This is a genomic window from Mycobacterium sp. SMC-17, from assembly GCF_045310915.1.
Classification (GTDB): domain Bacteria; phylum Actinomycetota; class Actinomycetes; order Mycobacteriales; family Mycobacteriaceae; genus Mycobacterium.
This window is the reverse complement of sequence record NZ_JBJIAK010000040.1, coordinates 12,604-31,993: the sequence shown is the minus strand read 5'-3', so window position 1 is coordinate 31,993 and position 19,390 is coordinate 12,604. Positions and strand designations below refer to the sequence as shown.

The window sequence follows — 19,390 nt, the reverse complement described above, 5'->3', positions numbered from 1 at the left end:
CCGGTCCCGTGTCGGCCCGAATTGGTCCGGAATCCTGCGTCGATGACGGATTCGACGCTAATGACGGCGGCGGGTACCTGTATCGAGTAGTCGACTACTCGAATATGCGAATTCACCTTTCACGAATCAGAATTCGCTACCGGGACGGCGGCGTTACCCGTCCCCAGGAAAGGCGTGAGAATGGTCATCATCAGCGCTCCGCCGACGGCAAGCGTGCCGGACAGCATCGTGAACGCGCCGTCGGGCACACTGTATTGCAGTGGTGACCCGGGCACTGTCAATCCGTATACGGCCATCGACAACATGGCTGCCGCGATCGGCAGGTACGGCGGGCGCATGACGCATAGCGCGCTCACACCGTCCCCGTGCTGCAACGTGTAATTCCGCTTGGCGCAATAGGTCGCGAGGATGATGGCACCGCAGGCGATCACCGAGAAGCCGTAGAGCACCCACCGGCCGGTGTTGTACGTAGGGCCTGAGTCGACGAACAATGCCAACAACGTCGTGTAGGCGACGAGTGCCTCGGCGGGGATTTGGGCGGCCAGCAACTGCGCAAATCCGGCAGCTGTGTCGATCAGCGGTGCCGGCGGGGCCATTTGGGCGACATCGGTTGGCCGACGCAACGTCGCTGTCGGCCCCATCGCCGGCATTTCCGGCTGCGAGTCCGACACTTCACCCGACGGTGCCGGTGACGGCGAAACCCCCTGTCCGGCGCCAATTGTCACGCTGTTCAGCGGCTGACCGACCGGTGCGAGGTCGCGCGCAACCGCGACCGACGCCATGGCAACCAGGCTCATGATGACCTCCTCCGTGATGGCAAGGACCGCCGAGTCGCAGTATCGGCCGGCGACCCGGTTCGCCTATGCCCCAATGATGTTGCGGTGCTGGTGGCGCGGAGGCGCGCGTAGCCGGCTACTCGACTGTTGTCGGGTCACGACGTGATTCCGCGCCCTGCTGAACAGCGAATCGAGTAGTGGGCTACTGGTGCGGCTCGGCATATTTCGTCGTGACACTGGGTTCCCATCACTTCATCACAGGAGGGACTGATGACCGTCACTCGAGGCGACGTGGAGTTCGCCAAACGCATATTCTTCGACCGGCTCGGCGACGACTACGTCTACGGCGGAACGTGGGACCCGAACGATCGCGGCGTGGGTTGTGACTGTTCGGGCCTGGTGACCGATGTGCTCTCGGCGGTGTTCAACGGAGACCAGATGGTCTGGGGCAGACAAGGTCTGTCCACCGAGTCGTATCGATACCTGCCGTTCGGCGAGCAACACGTCGGACCATTCGATCTGATGCACGTCGCATCGTTGAGCGACGTGCCCGGCGACGCGCCGGTGGTGATCAACCTGCACCATGAAGGCGACGGCGGTCCCCACTCGCACATGAACTGTGTGGTCGACGGCGTCGCGATGGAATCGTCGGGCTCCTGGGGATGCTGCACCACGCCCAAGGCCCTGCCCTCCGACAGCAACTACTGGAACGACCACTGGTACGTGGCCGGCCCGATCGTCGAGGACGGCACACCCCCGACTCAGGCGCACGTGGACAGCTTCTTTGCCGACGTGTCCGAATTCCAGGTGCCGGTCAGCGATTCCTACCCGTACAAGATTCTGTCCATCCGCGTATGCGACGGCACGCACCGGGATTCCAACTTCGCGCAGAACTATGCGTGGATGCGCAATGCGCTGGACACCGGCCGGCTGGATTGCGGCATCGTCTACACCTACGTGCGCCCGAACTGGCAGGAAAATGCCGACACGGTACGGCAGATGATCGATGCCAACGGGGGACTGCACCCCAGGGTCGTACTCATGCTGGACGTCGAAAGCGGCGGGAACCCTGGCGGCGACGGATCCGCCTGGATCAACGCCCTGTACGACAACCTCGCGGACTACGCCGGCAATCCGGCGCGCATCATCGGTTATGCCAACCAGGGCGACTTCAACACGATGTGGGTGACGCGGCCCAAGGGATTACGGGTGATCGCTGCGTCATACGGCTCGAACCCCCTGCTGCCCGGCCAGATCGCCCATCAATACACAGACGGCGCATATGGCGCCAATCAAGGCCTGCCGATGGGCTGCAACCCGTTCGGCAACTGCGACATGAACGTCGCAGACGGCTTGTCGCCCAACGATTTTGCCGCTGCCTGTGGCATCGGAACCGCCGGTGCCGGGCCGGTAGCTGCCCGAGCGACGACAGGGGTGATCACGATGGCTCAGCCGCAAGACATCATGAACATGCTCAACGGCACCAATACCGACGGCTCACCGCTGATCGGCCCCGACGGCGCGGACTACCGGATGGTCGACCTGCTGGCCCCGGACACCGAGCCGCTCGACGAAAAGCAGAACACGACTCGCTCGGTCTTCGATCAAATTACGACATTGGCGAAAATCCTTACCAGGACCCACAACAACAGGACGCTATTCGACATGGTGTCCGATCTGCATGACAAGATGTAACGCCCGTATTTCGGGCCGGACGTTAGCTGCCGGCCCGAAAAGCGGACCGATATTTCACGGTCATTACGCCTTCAACAGCGAAAACCGGCCGGTAGAATTGTGCGCCGTGGCCCAAAACTGGCCGGTCGTTCACCGCGACAGTGAATTCTCGGTGATTCGCGGCGCATTGCTAGGGGAATCCGGCGATTGCGGCATCGTCCTGGTCGGTGATGCGGGCGTTGGCAAAACGACGCTCGCCCGGTTGGTCACCCAGTCACTGCCGGTGCGCGCCCACTGGGTTGCGGCGACCGAGTCGGCGCGGGGCATCCCGCTGGGAGTGTTCGCCCATCTGGTGCGCAGTGCCACGTCGCGTGATCCGGTGGCATTCCTGTCCGCGGCGCGCGAAACGATTCTGGCCGAAGGACATTCGGTCATCGGCGTGGATGACGCGCATCTGTTGGACCAGCTGTCGGCGACGCTGCTACACCAGCTGGCGTTGGACGGGTCGGTACGCATCGTGGCGACGGTCCGGGCGGGCGCGCCGGTCCCCGACGCGATCACCTCGTTGTGGAAGGACCGGTATCTGCAGCGGTTGCATCTGATGCCGTTCAGTCAGCAGCAGTGTGTCGGCCTCATCGAGGAGGCATTGGGCGGACAGGTGGAGGGTCTGTCTGCCGAGCTGATGTGGCAGGCCTCGGGCGGGAATGCGTTGTTCGTCCGCCACTTGGTGGAAGGCGCCATCGAGGCCGGGACGCTGCGGCAGGTTCGGGGGGTGTGGCAGCTGCGGGGCCGGGCTGCGGTCACCTCGGAGCTGGCGTCATTGCTGGACTCCAGGGTCGACCAGTTGCCCGACCAGGTGCTGCACGCACTGCGGTTGCTCACCTTCTGCGAGCCCCTCGACCTGGACACCCTGACTGCCATCGTCGGTTCGGACGTGGTCGAAGAGGCGGAAAGCCGCGGTCTGGTGCGGGTCGGTGAGGAACCGGGTGGCATTGACGTGCGATTCACCCACCCCTTGTTCGGCGAGGTGATCCGCCGCCGGCTGGGGATGGCTGCGGCCCGTCGACTGCGCGGCGAGCTCGTTCGCGCGATGCGGGACCGGCCGCTGAACAGTTCGGCACATCGGATTCGGCTCGCGGAGCTGACGCTGGACAGCGACGAGGTGCCCGAACTGGATCTGCTCGTCACAGCGGCGAGAGAGGCGATCGCCCTCACGAACGTGACGTTGGGTGAGCGGCTGGCTCGCGCGGCCACCAACCGGGGTGGTGGCCTGGAGGCCGGTGAACTGCTGGCGCGTTCGCTGCTGTGGCAGGGCAAGGCGACCGAAGCCGAGGAGACGCTCAGCTCATTCGACCCCGAGCAGATGACCGAACTGGAGTTGCTGCGGTGGGGCTGGGCACGTATCGCCAACCTGCACTGGGCGATGGGCGACGCCGAGGGTTCCGACGAAGTGCTCGCCCTGCTCCGCGAGCGCATCACGAGCCCCGAGTTGATACCGATCATCGACGGCACAGCGTCGGCAACGCTGGCTTTCGAGAACCGGCTGACGGAAGCCGTGGCGATGGCCGATCGGGTGCTCGCCGAGCCCATCGCGCATCCGGTCGCGTTGCAGTGGGCGGCATTCGGTGGGGCGCTCGCCCTGGCACTGATGGGCCGCAGCGAAGAAGTGGCGGTATTGGCGCGCCGGGGCCGCATGGCCAGCGCCAAGGCCGACGGGCTGCTCCGCTACCTCACCGCGTTCGGGGAGGTGCGCGCGTTGGTGCTCGCCGGAGAATTCGACGCGGCGAGCAGCCGATCCGCGGTCATGATGCAGATCACCTCGTCGGGCCAGTATCTGGCGTGGGGGATGGCCAATGTGCTGGTCGGTACCATCGGTCTGGCCCGCGGCGATTTCGTCGAGACGGTGTCACGGATGGAGCAGACGGTCGCGGCGCTGACGGCCGAGTCGGCGGCTTCGTGGAGCTTCCCGGCCCGGCTGTTGCTGGCGCAGTCGTACTGCGCGTTGGGTCGGGTGCAGCCTGGGGCCAAGATGGTCGCCGAGTTGAAAGTCCGCTCTGGCCGGCACGTCGCGGTGTTCGGTCCACAGCTCAGGATCGCGGAATCGTGGCTCGCGGCGGCAGAGGGAAATGTCAGTGCCGCAATCGAACTGGCATTGGATGCCGCCCGGTTGGCCGACAGTTCCGGCCAGAGTGCAGTGACCATGCTGGCGTTGCATGACGCAGTGCGATTCGGTGACCACAGCGCCGCGGGCCGGCTGATCGAGGTCGCCTCTGGGGTCGGCGGCCGCATGGCCGCTGCGATCGCGGCGCATGCCCGGGCGGTCAGTGATCGCGACGGGCCTGGATTGTTCGCTGCCGCAGAGCAATTCGAGCAGCTGGGTGCGTTGTTGTCCGCTCTCGACGCCGCGGCACAGGCATCGGCGACGTTCGCGGCGGCCGACGACCGGCGACGCAGCGCCGAGGCCGCCGCCGTCGCCAACCGGTTGGCCGCGCAGTGCGGGGGAGTACGTACCCCCGCACTGGAATTGGCGGCGCACCCCTTGCCCCTGACGGTGCGCGAACGGGAGATTGCCAACCTGGTTGCCGCCGGGCTGAGCAATCGCGAAATCGCCGACCGGCTGACCGTATCGGTGCGCACGGTCGAAGGCCACCTGTATCGGGCCTGCATAAAGCTCGACATCTCGGACCGCGAGGATCTCGCCAAGCTGATCCGGACCGGCGCGGCGGCTCACTGAATCTCAGGTGCGCCCCGGCTTCCCATACGCTGGCCGATGTGAACGAGAACGACACCGTGGACGACGACGGCGACCTCCAGATCAGTGGCCCGGTGCAACTTCGTCGCGAACGTTGCGCCACCACGACCGCCGACCAGCGTCTGCTGGACCGACGTGGCCCCACCGACTGGGTGCACACCGACCCGTGGCGGGTGATGCGCATCCAGGGCGAGTTCGTCGACGGTTTCGATGCCCTCTCGGAGATGCCCAGGGCGGTCACGGTTTTCGGCTCCGCCCGCACGGAACCGCATTCGCCCGAATACCGGTTGGGTGAGGAGTTGGGCGCCGCGCTGGTGCACGCGGGCTACGCCGTGATCACCGGCGGCGGTCCGGGGGCGATGGAGGCGGTCAACCGTGGGGCCAGCGAGTCCGGCGGCTATTCGGTCGGTCTGGGCATCGAGCTGCCGTTCGAACAGCGCCTCAATCACTGGGTCGACCTGGGGATCAACTTCCGCTACTTCTTCGTGCGCAAGACGATGTTCGTCAAGTACGCGCAGGCGTTCGTGTGCCTGCCCGGCGGATTCGGCACCCTCGACGAGCTGTTCGAAGCCCTGACCCTGGTGCAGACCCGCAAGGTCACCGCGTTTCCGATCATCATGCTGGGCGTCGACTACTGGTCGGGCCTCATCGGATGGATCCGCAACACGATGCTGGCCGAAGGGAAGATCTCCGAATCCGACCTCGACCTGATCCACTGCACCGACAGCGTGGCCGAGGCCGTGGACATCATCGTCTCGTCAGCGCGTTAGCCGGGCCGCCCTCAGTCGCGCTTCGCCTCGTACCGCAGCAGGACGGTGCCGCAAGGAAACGTGCGGTTCTCCAACAGTCGCAACGAGATCCATGCCGGCAGGGTCGGGAAGAACGGGGTGCCGCCGCCGACTGCGGTGGGCACGAGCACGATCCGGTACTCGTCCACCAATCCGGCCCGCACGACGGGCGCGGCGAGCGTCGCACCGGCTATCTCCAGATTGCCGTCGGTCTCGGCTTTGAGCTTCGACACCACCGCGACGGGGTCGCCGCGTTCCAGACGGGAGTTCCAGTCGACGGAATCCAGCGTGCGCGAGAACACGACCTTCGGCATGTTCCGCCAGATGTGGGCGAAGTCCACGATCATCGGGGTGGCATCCGGTTCCTTGTCGGCGGTCGGCCAGTACGCGGCCATCAGCTCGTACAGCCGCCGGCCGTAGAACGACAGCGCCGTCTCGCGCTCGAAGTCGTTCCAGTACTGGTGCAGTTCCTCGCTCGGTTCGGACCAGTCGATGCTGCCCTGTGCGTCGGCGATGTATCCGTCCACCGACACGTTGAAGCCATAGATGAGTCTGCCCATGTAGATCAGACTGCACCCGACGGCGAAATTCATCGGCCAGGAGCGGGGCGCGTCTCAGCCGAGAAGCTCCACCGACCTGTGGAGATCGGCCACCAGGTCGCGGTAGGCGGCGTCACGGTCGGGCGGTGGCAGGCGCAGGATCGACGAGGGATGCGCGGTGGCGATGGCCACGGTGTCGTGGTTCGGCACGGTGCCGGCCGGGAGCTGTAGGGTCTCGCCGCGATGCTGGGTGAGCCGAAAATCGTTGCCCAGGAGCGACTGTGCTGCCGTCGCGCCGAGCAACACCACCACGTCGGGTTCCACGGTGCGCAGCTCGGCCAGCAGCCACGGTCGGCAGGCGACCACTTCGGTTCGGTTGGGCTTCTGGTGGATTCGGCGCTTGCCGCGATCGGTGACCTTGAACTTGAAATGCTTGACCGCGTTGGTCACATACAGCCGGTCGCGATCGATCGCGGCGTCGCCGAGCGCGCGGTCGAGAAGGCGGCCGGCCGGGCCGACGAACGGTTGACCGCGCCGGTCCTCCACGTCACCTGGTTGCTCGCCGACCAGCATGATCGCGGCCGCGTCGTCGCCGGCGCCGAACACCGTCTGCTGCGCGTGCTGGTAGAGCCCGCATCCGTGGCACTCGCCGGCCGCCGTGCGCAGCGCCGGGATACTGAGCTCGCGGGGGAGATAGTCTGCCGCGCTGGTTTCGGCCATGCGGGTGTTTACCCCGCAGGCCGCCGCGCCAATCGCGCCACGTAGCCGACGCGGCGCCCGTCTACCGGAGGGACTCGGCGCGCTTCTTGACGCCGTCGGTCATGCCCCCGAAGCCCTTCTTCAGGGCGCGGCCCAGCAGGCCGGCGACGATGGGAGACACGGGGCCGAACAACTGGAAGTGCGAGTCGTAGCGGGTGCGGCCGTCGGGCAGCGGGGTCAGCCGGTGTGAGCGCTCGCTGCGCAGCAGTCCCAGCGGGGCGGGCTTCATGTTGTAGCTGAACTCGACGCCCGGGGTGAAGGTGTTGATGTATTCGCGCTGCTTCTTGGGCGGGCCGATCAGCACGACCTTCATGTCGATCGGGCTACCGGGCTCGAACGTCGACGAGCACTCGATGCAGAACGGATTCCACTCGCCGTAGCTGGCCCCGTCGGTGAGGACCTGCCAGACCACCTCGGCCGGTGCGTCGATCTCTACTGACCTGTCAATCGCGAAACTCACAGACACACCGTACGGGAGAGGGTGTACAGCTGCCGACAACTGTCCACTCAATAGACGGGACGCAGCGCGGCGAGCTAGGCGGCGCGAGATCCTTCCTTCGAGGCTTCGACGCTGATGTTCTTGATCATGCCCGTGAAGATGATGCCGTGGAACGGCATCAGCGCGTACCAATACAGCCGTCCCGCAAGGCCTTTGGGAAAGAAGATGGCACGCTGGTGCAGCCGGGTGGTGCCATCGTCACGGGAGTGGAGTTCCCACTGCAGCCACGCTCGGCCCGGGGTGCGCATCTCGGCGCGCAGCCGCAGCAGATGCGGCCGCTCGATGCGTTCGACGCGCCAGAAATCGAGAGCGTCGCCGGTGTAGAGGGTGTTCGGGTTGCGCCGGCCGCGGGCCAGGCCGACGCCGCCAGTCAGTACGTCGAGCCAACCGCGGATCGTCCAGGCGAGTGGAAATGAGTACCAGCCGCGTTCGCCGCCGATGCCCTCGACGACGCGCCACACCTGCTCGATGGCCGCGTCGCAGTCGATGCTGCGGTCGTCGGTATAGATGGCGTCGCCGGTCCAGCTGGGATCCGACGGCAGGGGGTCGGCAGGGGCGCCGGTCGGCGAGGCATTGGCCCAGGTGGTTTCGACTTCGCCGTCCTCGATGCGGCGCAGCGCCAATCTGACGGCGTCGCGGTATCCGGTGGTGCCTCCGGGCGGCGGTGGAATCACCTCATCGATGTCGTGCTCGGTCACCACGGAGTCGGTGCTCAGGGACTCGATCAGAGCGCGGCCGATCCGGGGTGGCACCGGAGTGACCAGCCCGATCCACAATCCGGCGAGTTTCGGGGTGAGGACCGGCAGGACCACGATTCTGCGTCTCGCCAGCCCCGCGACTTCGGCGTAGATCTGCATCATCTCCCCGTAGCGCAGGACGTCGGGTCCACCGATGTCGTAGGTGCGTGAGCGCGGCAGGTCGGCGGTGGCGGCGGCCAGCAGGTAGTAGAGGACGTCGCGTATCGCGATGGGCTGGATGCGGTTGTTGACCCAGCGCGGCGTCGTCATCACCGGTAGCCGGTTGGTCAGGTGGCGGATCATCTCGAAGGAGGCCGAACCGGAACCGATGACCACGCCGGCCTGCAGCACGACCGTCGGGACACCGGAGTCGATCAGGATTTCCCCGACCTGGCTGCGTGACCGCAGATGCGACGACAGCCGGTCGGATTCGGTGTGCAGACCGCCCAGATAGACGATGCGCTTGACGTGGGCGGTGCGCGCGGCAGCAGCGAGATTCTCTGCGCTGGTGCGTTCGGCCTCGGTGAACTCTCCCGGGTTACCCATCGAATGCACGAGGTAGTAGACGACGTCGATGTCTCGGCAGGCCTCGCCGAGCGTGGCCGCATCGGTGAGGTCGCCGCGCACCACCTCCACGTCGGCCGCCCAGGGCACGTCGCTGATCTTGTCCGGGTTGCGCGCCAGCACGCGCACGCGGTGGCCGGCTTCGATGACACGCGGCACCAACCGACCGCCGATGTATCCGGTGGCTCCGGTGACCAGCACGCGCAACGACGGTGCGGCGTGGTTCGCATCTGTCACAGACTCTCCTCGGTTGGGGCGGCACGCTGACTGCTGAGACATTCCCCGAAAATGCCCGGCACTACCCAGTGATTCGGAGGCCTGCCGCGCGCGGATGGTCGGCAATCGGCGACAGATTTGTTTATCCCGAGCGCGGACGGGGCATTCGCTGCGGACATGCCGCATGTGCGGCGTCCGTCTTGGGAAGGTCAGACCACGTGACGATTGATTACGACAGCCCGCAGCAGCTGGCTCGTACGCCGCAGCAGGTCAATGAATTCATCTGCATCCGTTGCATTCACGTCCGTGAGCTCAGCGAGTTGACAGCTGACCCATCGCTGGGGCACGTCTGCCGCGAATGCGCGTGATCAAGGTCGGCCGACTCGGGCCACCCGCGCTAGCCTGGCGACCATGTCCAGCACGTTTTTCGACAACCCCGTCGTCCGCGCGCTCAACAAGGCGGCGGTCGGTCTGACCAGCGTGCCCGTCCTCGGCGACATCGTCGGCCGCAGCCTGGTCGAGATCCGCTACACGGGCCGCAAATCGGGCCGTAGCTTCCAGACCCCCGTCAACTACCGGCTGTCGGGCGACGACGTGGTCATCAGCGTGATGGCCCCGGACTCCAAGAGCTGGTGGCGCAACTTCCTCGGCGAGGGCGGGCCCATCACACTGCTCAACTTTCGCGGCGCCGACCGTGCTGGGCATGCGATCTCGACGCGTGACGAGAAGGGCCGCGTCACCGTGCGGGTGCAGCTCGACTAGGCCTCAATCCGCGGCGGAAGTGGCATGATCCGGTTGTCCACATCCGCAGGAGGCGAGAACGTGCCGCTGGCTCACCGTGAGGCCGAGGACCGGGTGTCCATTGCCTGACGAATTGAGGGTCATCGACCTCGCGGAGGACCCGGGTGCCGCAGGTCTGGTGATCGGGGTCGGAGACCCGGCCGGTGATGACGCCGAGTTCTGGCTGCAGCAAGCGACTTTCACGCTGGTCGACCGCCCGTGTGCGGACCGCAGAACCGTGCAGGTGCCCGATGTGGACGCCGCGCTGGGACAGATCGCCGAACGCGTCGCCACGTGGCCGCAGACCGCCGCGGTGTGCGACGACGTACTACGGGCATTCGACCCCGCGGCGCCGACGTTCGCCGGGGTGATCACCGAATCACTGGCGTATTCGACGCTGCAGTCCGGCCGGGAGTTCGCGCGCTGGCTCGCCGAACGCGGCCCGAAAACCGTTCCGCTGCTCCCGGATCCGGTGGTGTCGCACCGGGACGGTGACACTCTGCACGTCGCGTTCAACCGCCCCCAGCGGCACAATGCGTTTTCCACCGCCGCGCGGGCGGCACTGCTGGAGGCGCTGGAGGTCGCGCGCTTGGACCCGTCGGTGACTCGCCTGGTGCTCACCGGCAACGGTCCCTCCTTCTGCAGCGGCGGAGACCTCGCCGAATTCGGGACATTCGACGACCCGGCGTCTGCGCACCTGGCCCGCACGCGCTTCAGCCCGGCCCTGGTGCTCGACGAGATCACCGCGCGCTTGGGCCCGGCGTCCCGGGCCGTCGTGCACGGCCAGGTGCTGGGCAGCGGGCTGGAGATGGCCGCGTTCTGCGGGCAGGTGACCTGTCACCCCGACGCCACCCTCGGCCTGCCGGAGCTGGCGTTGGGTCTGATCCCCGGAGCCGGGGGGACGGTGAGCATCACGCGGCGGATCGGCCGCTGGCGCACAGCGTATTTGGTGCTGTCGGGGGCGACGATCGATGCGGTGACGGCGCAGGACTGGGGCTTGGTCGATGCGGTCAGCGCGTGAGTGACGAGACGGCGCGGGACTGGTCGGCCAGTGGGCTGGCCGCGCTGACGGGTATGCCGGGCGGGCCGCCGGACGTCAGTCGCGCGGCGGTGTTGGCTCGGGCGCGGACGGTCGCATCCGAGTTGTCCGGCCGACTTGGCATCGAGATCGATGCGGCGGAGCTTCTCGCGGGGCGGGCCGCGCTGGCGGGGCTGCACCGGCAGGGCCGGATCAGCGCCGGCGGCGCCACGCGGCTGATCGCCGGTCGCGACGGTTGGTTCGCCCTGACGCTGGCCCGGCCCGATGATGTCGCCGCGGTACCGGCGCTGCTCGAATCCGACGTGCCGGTCGATCACCCGTGGCCGGCCATCATCGAGTGGGCCGGTCGCCGCCAGATCGCCGATGTCGCGGAGCGTGCGCGTCTGCTCGGTCTTCCTGTCGGCGTGCTGGGGGAGACGACCGCCACCGTCCCGGTGGTCCGGCGACGCGGCAACCGAAAGCCGTTCCGGGACTGCGGCCGGCTGCTGGTGGTCGACCTGTCCTCGATGTGGGCCGGCCCGCTCTGTGGACAGCTGCTGGCTCGGGCCGGCGCGACAGTGATCAAGGTCGAGAGCCCCTCGCGGCCGGACGGCACCCGGCAGGGGGAACGACGATTCTTCGACTGGATGAACGCCGGAAAGCTCTGTTACGCCGTCGATTTCGGCCAGCCCGACGAGCTGCGGCAGTTGTTGTCCGTCGCCGACGTGGTGATCGAGTCGTCTCGTCCGGATGCGCTGACCCGCCGCGGCCTGGGGCCGGACGATGTTCCGGCGCGGGACGGCCGGGTGTGGCTGCGGATCACCGGTCACGGCACTGAGGCGGAGCAGGGCCACTGGGTCGGATTCGGCGATGATGCCGCGGTTTCCGGGGGCCTGGTCGGCTCCGACCCGGCGGGCAGCGGACCGGTGTTCTGCGGTGACGCGATCGCCGATCCACTGACGGGGATGCACGCCACACTGGCGGTGGCGGAGTCGCTGCGGCGCGGCGGTGGTGAAGTCGTCGAGATCGCCCTGGCAGCCGTGGCGGCGGCATACGCCGCGCTACCACTGACGAGCGGTGCGAGCGTAGGTCCGGTGGCCGAACCGGTGGCGCCCGCGCTGTCGTCGCGGGCCGGCGAGCTGGGCACCGACAACGCGCGGGTACGGGCCATCGTGCAGGAAAGGGCTTGCCGGGCATGCTGATTCAACGAGCCACGCTGCTCGACGGTCGGACCGTCGATATTCGGCTGGGCCGGCGCATCGAGGCCATTGCCGACAACCTCGAGCCGATCACCGGGGACGACGTTCTCGACGCGGCCGGTGGCACCGTCATCCCCGGACTACACGACCATCACGTCCACTTGCGTTCGGCGGCAGCGGCGTTGACGTCGGTGCGGGTCGGTCCGGGCGAGGTCCGCAGCCGTGACGCGCTGCGTGCGGTCTTGGGGCAGGCCGCCGTCGGCGCGGACGGCTGGATTCGGGCCGTCGGCTACCACGAGGTTGTCGCGGGTCCGCTGGACCGCGCTGTGCTCGACGAGGTTTCACCGAACGTGCCCGTGCGCGTTCAGCACCGCAGCGGGGTGCTGTGGACCCTGAACTCCGCGGGTCTGACGGCCGTCGGCCTGCCCGACCACCCCGACGGCCGGCTGCGCAGCGCGGACCCGGGCTGGACGCATGCGTTGCAGCGCAGCGACGCCGGACTCGGCGAGATCAGCAGGCGCCTCTCGGCATTCGGTGTCACCGGTGTCACCGACGCGACCCCCGACCTCACCGCTGAGGATGTGATGGACTTCGCCGAGGCCCGTCGGCATGGCGAACTGCGCCAGCGCGTCGAAGTCCTGGCACCCGCCAAACGCATTCTGCACGACGACGATCTGGACCTCGAGGCGCTGGCCGACTGGATCGGCACCCGGCACCGTCAAGGTGGAATCGTTGCGCTGCACTGTGTTACGGCCATGCAGCTCGTCGTGGCGATTGCCGCGCTGCGGCAGGCGGGTTCCCGGGCGGGGGATCGCATCGAGCACGGCGCCGTCATTCCCGACGACTGCCTGGCCGACCTGCGTGACCTCGGCGTGCTGGTGGTGACCCAGCCGAACTTCGTCGCCGAGCGGGGCGCGCAGTACCTCACCGACGTGCCCGCGGACGAGCGTGGCCAGCTGTGGCGGGTGGCGTCGCTGTGTGGCGCGCGGATACCCGTCGCGCTGTCGACCGATATGCCGTTCGGGGACGCCGATCCCTGGGCGGCGATGCGCGCCGCGGTCCACCGCAGGACGCCGTCGGGCGCCGTGCTGGGAGCGGCTGAAAGCATCGATGCCGCAACGGCATTGGGCATGTTCCTCGGCGCACCCGCGCAGCCGGACGTGCCTCGGGAGCTGACGGTGGGAATGCCGGCGGACGTGTGCGTGCTGGCGGCGCCACCGCGAGACGTCCTGGCTGCGCTGGACGCCTCGCTGGTGGCTGCGACCGTGTACGACGGTGCGGTGGTGTATCAGGCGGGCTAGTGCGCCGGCTCGAGAACCTCGTCGTCGAGCACTCGGCTCAGCAGGTCCTGGCGGGCTTCGACGTACTGCGTCTTCAAGGTTTCGACCAGTTGCGCGACGGTGAGGCGTTCCTTGATGCTGCCCACACCCTGCCCGGCACCCCAGATGTCCTTCCACGCCTTGGCGTCCGTGTTCCCGCCCGAGCCGAAATTCATTGCCGAGGCGTCGGATTCGGGCAGGTTGTCCGGGTCGAGACCCTGGGCGACGATGCTGCCGCGCAGGTAGTTGCCGTGCACGCCGGTGAACAGGTTGCTGTAGACGATCTCGGATGCCGTGGAGTCGACGATCATCTGCTTGTACTCGGGCACCGCGTTGGCTTCGTCGGTGGAGAGGAATGCCGAACCGACATAGGCGAAGTCGGCTCCCGCGGCGAGTGCGGCAAGAATGGACCGGCCGTGGGCGATGGCGCCCGACAGCAGCAGCGGACCGTCGAACCACTCACGGATCTCGCGGACCAGCGCGAACGGGGACTGGGTACCGGCGTGGCCACCGGCGCCGGCTGCGACGGCGATGATGCCGTCGGCACCCTTGTCGATGGCCTTGTGCGCAAACTCGTTGTTGATGATGTCGTGCAGGACGATGCCGCCGTAAGAGTGCACCGCATCGTTGATCTCGGGACGCGCCCCGAGCGAGGTGATCACGATCGGGACCTTGTGCTCGACGATGACGCTCATGTCGTGCTCGAGGCGGTCGTTGGAGCGATGCACGATCTGGTTGACGGCGAACGGCGCGACGATGGCGTCGGGATTCGCGAGGGCGTAGGCGGCGTTCGACTCCTGGATCTCATCCAGCCAATCGCCGAGCAGGCTGGACGGCCGGGCGTTGAGCGCGGGGAACGAGCCGATGACGCCGGCCTGGCACTCCGCCTTCACCAGGTCGGGCCCCGAGCACAGGAACAACGGTGACGCGACCACCGGCAGGGACAGGCGCTGTGCGAGGACGGGAGGCAGACCCATGGTGGTGATAGCCCTTCGAATCGGAGACCGGGTTTGGACGGGACTCTAGTGGCGCTGGAGTGGTTATGCAACTAGTGGCATAATCGGCGGCGGGTGGATGTTCTCGCGTTGCCCGCTGATTCGAACATGTTGGAAATCAGTCGTATCAGGGAAGCGCCGACCGCCGGTCCCGGCTTCCGGCGCGCTTTTATGCAACAGATTGGATAACCGTCGTGACAGGACTGCTGCCGCCGCGCTGCGCCGGCGGAAACCGCACGGGACTTACGATCACGCCATGTCGCTGCAATTCGCCATCCTGACCGCGCTCACGGAGCGGGCATCGACGGGTATCGAACTCACCCGCCGGTTTGATCGGGCATTCGGCTACTTCTGGCCGGCGACGCACCAGCAGATCTACCGGGAGCTCGACAAGCTCAAGACCTCCGGGCTGGCCGAGGCCTCGACGCCTGATCGCCCTGAGCGCGGTCAGCCCAAGCGCTTCAGCATCACGCCCGCGGGACGGGCGGCGCTGGGCGAATGGCTCTGTGGCATCGATGATCCCGCGCCGGAGCGGATGTCCATCGCCGTGCGGGTGCGTGCCGCCGCGGCGCTCGGCGAGACCGGGGCCGTGCGCGCCGTGATCGCGCACCACCTCGCCGCGCATGAAGCGATGTTGGCCAACTACCGCGAGATCGATGCCCGAGATTTCGCGGCCCCGGTCGCCGACGCCGACGTGTTGCGGCACCTGGTGTTGAAGGCGGGCCTGCGGACCGAGCAAGCCTGGGTCGACTGGTGTCGCGAGGCGCTGGACGTGCTGGACAGGCTCACGTCGTCCGGTGACGGCGCCTGAGGGTTACGGGACGTTGGTTCCGTCGTCCTACAGATACATGCCTTCCGGCGGCTCGGCGCGGTAGCGACCGGTGCCCAACTCGGCGAGCAGCGCCGCCGTGCTGATGGCTTCGCCGTTACCGGCGAGCAGAGCACGGCGGACGATCTCGCGGATGTCGCTGCCGCTGGTGTGCTCGGGCAGGGCCGCGGCCACCGCGGCCGTGTTGACGTCCGCCCCTCCGGGCAGGTCGCCGAGCAGCACCGACAGGATGCGGGCCGCACCGACGCGGTCGGGGTAACCGACCTCGACCACCGAGTCGAACCGGCCGGTGCGGATCGCCGCCTTGTCCAGAGTCGCGACGTCGTTGGTGGATGCCAGCGTCAGGATGCGGGCGTCGGGGGCAATATCCATCGCCTGCAGCAGCTCCGACAACCCGCCGCCGCCGACGGAACGATCCCGGCACCACAGGTCGACGTCTTCGAGCACCAGCAGCACCGGGCCGCCCAGACGCTGAGCCTCCTCGACGACGACCGTCAGCAGGTCCGCTCCGGCGCGGGCCTCGACATAGATCACGGTGAAATCGCCGACGACTTCACTGGCCGCGACAGCACTCACCGCCGACTTCCCGGTACCGGGCGGACCGCACAACAGCACGCCGCGGCGGGCTCCCAAGCCGTGGGCGTTGAGCAGGCCGTGGCGATCGCGAACCGCCGCGATGCCGAGGTCGACTTCGGTCCACACTGATTGGGGCACAATCACATTCGATCGGCTGACAGCCGGCGGCAACTCGATCACCGTGAGCTGCAGACCATGCGCGTTGGTGGCGCGCAGCGCGCGGCCCCGGTACGGGTTGAGCGCGTTGGCACGCTCTGCGAGCCTGTCGAGCAGCACGCGGGCCTCGGCCTGATGTGCGGGCATCACGTAGACGCTGACCTCGGCCGAGTGGTTGAACGACTCGCGGGTTTCGATCTTGATGACGCACCCGGCCTCGGGCAACAGGGACCCAGCGGGGAAGTGCACACGCAGGCTCAGCGGGTGGCGGTACTGCCGCTCGCCGATCTCGGTTTGCGTCCACATCGGGGGATGCGAGTACTCGCCGGGGCCGACCAGACACACCTGCTCGTGCTCAGTGATCCACTCACCGAGTGCCAACGCCGTGGTCAACCGGGCCACGGGATTCAGATCGCGGGTTTCATCGATCAGCTGACCGCAGTCGCTCACCCCGAGCGCACGGGCGGTGAACCGGTCGGCGGTCTCGGCCCTGTCGAGGTTGGAGACGCCGGCAAGCAACTCGCCGAGTGCATGCAGGGTCACACGCGCCATCGGGTGCACGTCGTTCAGCCACGCCGCGACATCGCTGATCGGCCGGCGACCCGTGCGGTCGTCGTCGGCGAATTCGGTTGCCAGTTGGGTTATTTCGTCGTTCGTCAGAGTCATGATTGGTGATGTGGGTCGGAAACAGGGCAGTCGGACAGAATGGCACGCTGCCGAGGCACCGTCAACGAGTTTTCGCCGCCGCTACGCGGTGGGCTTCTGCCACACGAGCAGATAACGCCAGAAGAGCAGGCGCCGCACGTAGGCACCCGGAAGGAGAATCGCGGCCTGCGCGGCGACTTCGCGCGTCGTCAGCGGTGGGTCGAGCACCACCGGCATCACGTCGTGGTCAGGCGTCTTCGCGAACCCGCTGCCGGTTCCCAGCAGTCGCTCGGCGCGAAACCGGACACCGAGCGCGCGATGGGCGAGCGCGGCGCCGAGCTCATACGGCCACTCACGCCGCAGGTCTGTCCGCGGCAGCGCGATGGCCGCGAGCACACCACCGGGCCGAAGCGCGTCGGCCAGCCGGGGCAGCACCGCATCGAGCCGCATGTGGTGCAGTGCGCTGATGGACACGATCGCGTCGTAGTCGGTTGCCGGCAGCGCGTCGGTCAGCACGTCGGCCTGAATGCAGTTCACATTCGTCGGGGCCCGGCGCTGCGCTTCGGCGATCATCACCGCCGAGCGATCGACCGCGTCGACGTGCGCACTGCGCTCGGCGAGCTGGACGGCGAATCCGCCGGCTCCGCAGCCGACGTCCAGGACTCGTTGGCACCGTGACGGCAGGAGCTGCAGCAGCCGGCGCTGGTAGTAGGCGTTGTGGTCCCAGTCGAGCTGGCTCCGGGCGTCGGCCACCGCCGGCGTCACGCGCGCGCGGTGACCCGAACCGGGATGGGGCCTTTCGCGACCGTTGTGTAGGGCGATTCGAGCGGGAAGTCGTCGTGGAGCGACTCGATGCGGTTGGACCGCACGATGGTGGCCAGCGCGAGCGTCGTCACCAACATCGCGAAGTGTTCACCGATGCAGGACCGCGGCCCCGCGGCGAACGGGATGAACTGCCAACGGTCGCGGGTCTTGGCGTTGTCGGGGCTGAACCGGTCGGGGTCGAACGCCAGCGGGTGATCCCACAACGTGGGGTCCCGGTGCACGGCACTGATGCCGATGGCCACGATGCTGCCGGCTTCGACGCGATGGCCGTCCACCACGATGTCCTGCATCGCCGTCCGGCCGACACCGGCCGCCGGCGGGCACAGCCGCAGCGACTCGTTGAGTACCTGGGCGGTGTAGGCGAGCCGGGGCACGTCGTCGGGGGTCAGCTCCCGATCGCCGATCGCGGCGACCTCGGCCGCGACCCGGTCCTGCATCGCGGGATTGCGCCCGAGCTGCCACAAGGCGTACGTCAGCGTCGTCGCGGTCGTGTCGTGGCCGGCCAGCATGAAGATGAGCAGGTCGTTGCAGATGTCGTCGTCGGAGAGCTTCTGGCCGGTATCGGGGTCCGAGGCCGCGAGCAGTGCCTTGACCAACGGTGCATCGCGGTCCGGGTTCGCGCGGCAGTCCTGCAGGACCGCCATGGTCATCTTGCGCATCCGGGCAACCGCGGCGCGAGCCCGACGCCGTCCCAGCGTCGGCAGCCACTGCGGCGCCTTGATCGGCCGCAGGGCGCGATCGGCCGTATAGCGCGAGGCCACGTGCATGTTCTCGGCGATGGTGTTGCTGTGCTCGTTGATGTCGAGACCGAGAATCGAGTAGCCGAGGGACCGCATGGCGAGCCGGCGGCATTCGGTGTCGAGGTCGACGTGATGCGCGTCGCGCCAGTGGTCGGCGATCGCCTGCGCGGCCTGGGACATGTGGCCGCCGAAGCGGTCGACGTGCTGCTTGGTGAAGACCGGCTGCAGGGCGCGCCGGCGCGGCGGCCAGGCCTTGTTGGGCAGGACGAAGAGATTGTCGCCGACCACGTTGCGCACTTCTTCGTGGATCGTGGAGCGTTCGGCGAGGTTGTCGGAGCGACCCAGCACGTCGCGGATGCCGGCCGGCGACGTGACGAGCACGATGGGCGGCGCGACGCGCTTGGGTACGACGGCGATGCGACTGACGGGCCCACCGGCCTCGCTCAGCCGGACCAGCCCGGTGTGCAATTGCCGGGTGGCGATCAACTGCCGTAACGGCAGCGGATTCTTCGGCGCGAGCGGCAGCGTGCCCACGTCGCGGGCGTCGATGGTTGCAGTCATGTCAATAAAGAATTATGCCGCGCCAGGGGCGCGCGGTCGAGTGATTCGACCGGCAGGTATCGCAGTCACGGGTATGAATCAGTCATGAGCAACCACGTGAACCTCACCCCGCAGGAAAACGAACTGATCGCCGAGAGCCATCCCGAGGCGTTGGCCCGGATGGATTCGAAAGCACTCAAGGAGCTGCAGCGCAGGCTGCGGCAGGCGCGTGAGAAGAACTTCAGTTTGTTGCGGCGTCAGGGTGCGGCGCGGGTGGAATCCGAGGGTGGCCGGGGCGCCGCGCAGCCCGCCAACGAAAAGCGGGGCGAGAAGGTCGACGTGTTCGACGAGGCGCTCACTCGGGTGAGCGAGCGCCTCGAAGCCGTCGGCGACAACGAGTAGTCACCCGGAACGCGCCCCGGCGCGAAGCCGTACCTCTGGGCCCTGGCCGGCGAGTGACTTTT

At 67.6% G+C, this 19,390-nt stretch carries 18 protein-coding genes and 1 pseudogene; 10 read left to right on the top strand and 9 right to left on the bottom strand.

Going from position 1 to position 19,390, the window contains the following annotated elements; translation table 11 throughout:
- Positions 1-119: 119 nt before the first annotated feature.
- Positions 120-797, bottom strand: coding sequence for a hypothetical protein (locus ACJH7A_RS22135; protein ID WP_212814204.1), 678 nt, complete (start codon positions 795-797; stop codon positions 120-122).
- Positions 798-1,175: 378 nt separating this feature from the next.
- On the opposite strand from ACJH7A_RS22135, the gene ACJH7A_RS22130 reads away from it, so the two are divergent.
- The 3 genes from ACJH7A_RS22130 to ACJH7A_RS22120 all read left to right on the top strand — a co-directional run bounded on the left by ACJH7A_RS22130 (position 1,176) and on the right by ACJH7A_RS22120 (position 5,972).
- Entirely contained in the window at positions 1,176-2,471 is a 1,296-nt protein-coding gene (locus ACJH7A_RS22130) for a hypothetical protein (protein ID WP_406802698.1), read from the top strand.
- 106 nt (positions 2,472-2,577) lie between these two features.
- Positions 2,578-5,184, top strand: coding sequence for a LuxR C-terminal-related transcriptional regulator (locus ACJH7A_RS22125; RefSeq protein ID WP_318984884.1), 2,607 nt, complete (start codon positions 2,578-2,580; stop codon positions 5,182-5,184).
- 38 nt (positions 5,185-5,222) lie between these two features.
- Entirely contained in the window at positions 5,223-5,972 is a 750-nt protein-coding gene (locus ACJH7A_RS22120) for a TIGR00730 family Rossman fold protein (protein ID WP_318984885.1), read from the top strand.
- A gap of 11 nt (positions 5,973-5,983) precedes the next feature.
- On the opposite strand, the gene ACJH7A_RS22115 is transcribed toward ACJH7A_RS22120, so the two are convergent.
- The 4 genes and pseudogenes from ACJH7A_RS22115 to ACJH7A_RS22100 form a co-directional block, all read right to left on the bottom strand.
- Positions 5,984-6,550 (bottom strand): dihydrofolate reductase family protein, encoded by a 567-nt coding sequence (locus tag ACJH7A_RS22115; RefSeq protein WP_318984886.1) that lies wholly within the window; start codon positions 6,548-6,550, stop codon positions 5,984-5,986.
- Between the two features lie 54 nt (positions 6,551-6,604).
- Positions 6,605-7,294, bottom strand: a pseudogene (locus ACJH7A_RS22110) (UdgX family uracil-DNA binding protein); the annotation flags it as partial.
- Between the two features lie 16 nt (positions 7,295-7,310).
- Positions 7,311-7,748 carry an SRPBCC domain-containing protein gene (locus ACJH7A_RS22105; protein WP_029118694.1) on the bottom strand — a complete coding sequence of 146 codons (438 nt, stop codon included), beginning with the start codon at positions 7,746-7,748 and terminating at the stop codon, positions 7,311-7,313.
- Between the two features lie 74 nt (positions 7,749-7,822).
- Complete coding sequence (locus ACJH7A_RS22100) at positions 7,823-9,325, bottom strand: SDR family oxidoreductase (RefSeq protein ID WP_318984887.1); 1,503 nt, start codon at positions 9,323-9,325, stop codon at positions 7,823-7,825.
- 197 nt (positions 9,326-9,522) lie between these two features.
- Here ACJH7A_RS22100 and ACJH7A_RS22095 point away from each other — a divergent pair, with 197 nt between their 5' ends.
- From ACJH7A_RS22095 to ACJH7A_RS22075, 5 genes are all read left to right on the top strand, one after another.
- Positions 9,523-9,672: a DUF4193 family protein gene (locus tag ACJH7A_RS22095; protein ID WP_212814214.1), complete on the top strand. Its 150-nt coding sequence runs from the start codon at positions 9,523-9,525 to the stop codon at positions 9,670-9,672.
- A 43-nt stretch (positions 9,673-9,715) separates the two neighbouring features.
- Positions 9,716-10,066 carry a hypothetical protein gene (locus ACJH7A_RS22090; RefSeq protein ID WP_212814216.1) on the top strand — a complete coding sequence of 117 codons (351 nt, stop codon included), beginning with the start codon at positions 9,716-9,718 and terminating at the stop codon, positions 10,064-10,066.
- 112 nt (positions 10,067-10,178) lie between these two features.
- Entirely contained in the window at positions 10,179-11,105 is a 927-nt protein-coding gene (locus ACJH7A_RS22085) for an enoyl-CoA hydratase/isomerase family protein (RefSeq protein WP_318984888.1), read from the top strand.
- Complete coding sequence (locus ACJH7A_RS22080; RefSeq protein WP_406802697.1) at positions 11,102-12,304, top strand: CoA transferase; 1,203 nt, start codon at positions 11,102-11,104, stop codon at positions 12,302-12,304. Before ACJH7A_RS22085 ends, ACJH7A_RS22080 begins: the two co-directional genes overlap by 4 nt.
- Positions 12,298-13,602, top strand: a complete 1,305-nt coding sequence (locus ACJH7A_RS22075) for an amidohydrolase family protein (RefSeq protein WP_318984889.1) — start codon at positions 12,298-12,300, stop codon at positions 13,600-13,602. The genes ACJH7A_RS22080 and ACJH7A_RS22075 overlap by 7 nt, the downstream gene beginning before the upstream one ends.
- Here ACJH7A_RS22075 and ACJH7A_RS22070 read toward each other — a convergent pair.
- Positions 13,599-14,597 carry a nitronate monooxygenase family protein gene (locus ACJH7A_RS22070; protein WP_212814221.1) on the bottom strand — a complete coding sequence of 333 codons (999 nt, stop codon included), beginning with the start codon at positions 14,595-14,597 and terminating at the stop codon, positions 13,599-13,601. The genes ACJH7A_RS22075 and ACJH7A_RS22070 overlap by 4 nt on opposite strands.
- 274 nt (positions 14,598-14,871) lie before the next feature.
- Here ACJH7A_RS22070 and ACJH7A_RS22065 point away from each other — a divergent pair, with 274 nt between their 5' ends.
- On the top strand, positions 14,872-15,426 hold the full coding sequence (locus tag ACJH7A_RS22065) for a PadR family transcriptional regulator (protein WP_212814223.1): 555 nt from the start codon (positions 14,872-14,874) through the stop codon (positions 15,424-15,426).
- Between the two features lie 27 nt (positions 15,427-15,453).
- On the opposite strand, the gene ACJH7A_RS22060 is transcribed toward ACJH7A_RS22065, so the two are convergent.
- The 3 genes from ACJH7A_RS22060 to ACJH7A_RS22050 form a co-directional block, all read right to left on the bottom strand.
- A complete protein-coding gene (locus ACJH7A_RS22060) occupies positions 15,454-16,842 on the bottom strand; it encodes an AAA family ATPase (RefSeq protein WP_212814226.1) in 1,389 nt (462 codons plus the stop codon).
- An 81-nt stretch (positions 16,843-16,923) separates the two neighbouring features.
- On the bottom strand, positions 16,924-17,586 hold the full coding sequence (locus ACJH7A_RS22055) for a bifunctional 2-polyprenyl-6-hydroxyphenol methylase/3-demethylubiquinol 3-O-methyltransferase UbiG (RefSeq protein ID WP_212814228.1): 663 nt from the start codon (positions 17,584-17,586) through the stop codon (positions 16,924-16,926).
- Positions 17,583-18,947: a cytochrome P450 gene (locus ACJH7A_RS22050; RefSeq protein ID WP_212814230.1), complete on the bottom strand. Its 1,365-nt coding sequence runs from the start codon at positions 18,945-18,947 to the stop codon at positions 17,583-17,585. The genes ACJH7A_RS22055 and ACJH7A_RS22050 overlap by 4 nt, the downstream gene beginning before the upstream one ends.
- An 84-nt stretch (positions 18,948-19,031) precedes the next feature.
- Between ACJH7A_RS22050 and ACJH7A_RS22045 the strand changes: the two genes are divergently transcribed.
- The gene (locus tag ACJH7A_RS22045; RefSeq protein WP_212814232.1) at positions 19,032-19,328 is read left to right on the top strand and encodes a hypothetical protein; all 297 of its coding nucleotides are present in this window, start codon (positions 19,032-19,034) and stop codon (positions 19,326-19,328) included.
- The last annotated feature ends 62 nt before the right edge of the window (positions 19,329-19,390 follow it).

What these genes read in the sequence shown, in the direction of transcription:
- ACJH7A_RS22135 (WP_212814204.1), bottom strand. Translation starts at nt 797, where the DNA reads ATGAGCCTGGTTGCCATGGCGTCGGTCGCGGTTGCGCGCGACCTCGCA.
- ACJH7A_RS22115 (WP_318984886.1), bottom strand. Translation starts at nt 6,550, where the DNA reads ATGGGCAGACTCATCTATGGCTTCAACGTGTCGGTGGACGGATACATC.
- ACJH7A_RS22090 (WP_212814216.1), top strand. Translation starts at nt 9,716, where the DNA reads ATGTCCAGCACGTTTTTCGACAACCCCGTCGTCCGCGCGCTCAACAAG.
- ACJH7A_RS22075 (WP_318984889.1), top strand. Translation starts at nt 12,298, where the DNA reads ATGCTGATTCAACGAGCCACGCTGCTCGACGGTCGGACCGTCGATATT.
- ACJH7A_RS22070 (WP_212814221.1), bottom strand. Translation starts at nt 14,597, where the DNA reads ATGGGTCTGCCTCCCGTCCTCGCACAGCGCCTGTCCCTGCCGGTGGTC.
- ACJH7A_RS22065 (WP_212814223.1), top strand. Translation starts at nt 14,872, where the DNA reads ATGTCGCTGCAATTCGCCATCCTGACCGCGCTCACGGAGCGGGCATCG.
- ACJH7A_RS22060 (WP_212814226.1), bottom strand. Translation starts at nt 16,842, where the DNA reads ATGACTCTGACGAACGACGAAATAACCCAACTGGCAACCGAATTCGCC.
- ACJH7A_RS22050 (WP_212814230.1), bottom strand. Translation starts at nt 18,947, where the DNA reads ATGACTGCAACCATCGACGCCCGCGACGTGGGCACGCTGCCGCTCGCG.
- ACJH7A_RS22045 (WP_212814232.1), top strand. Translation starts at nt 19,032, where the DNA reads ATGAGCAACCACGTGAACCTCACCCCGCAGGAAAACGAACTGATCGCC.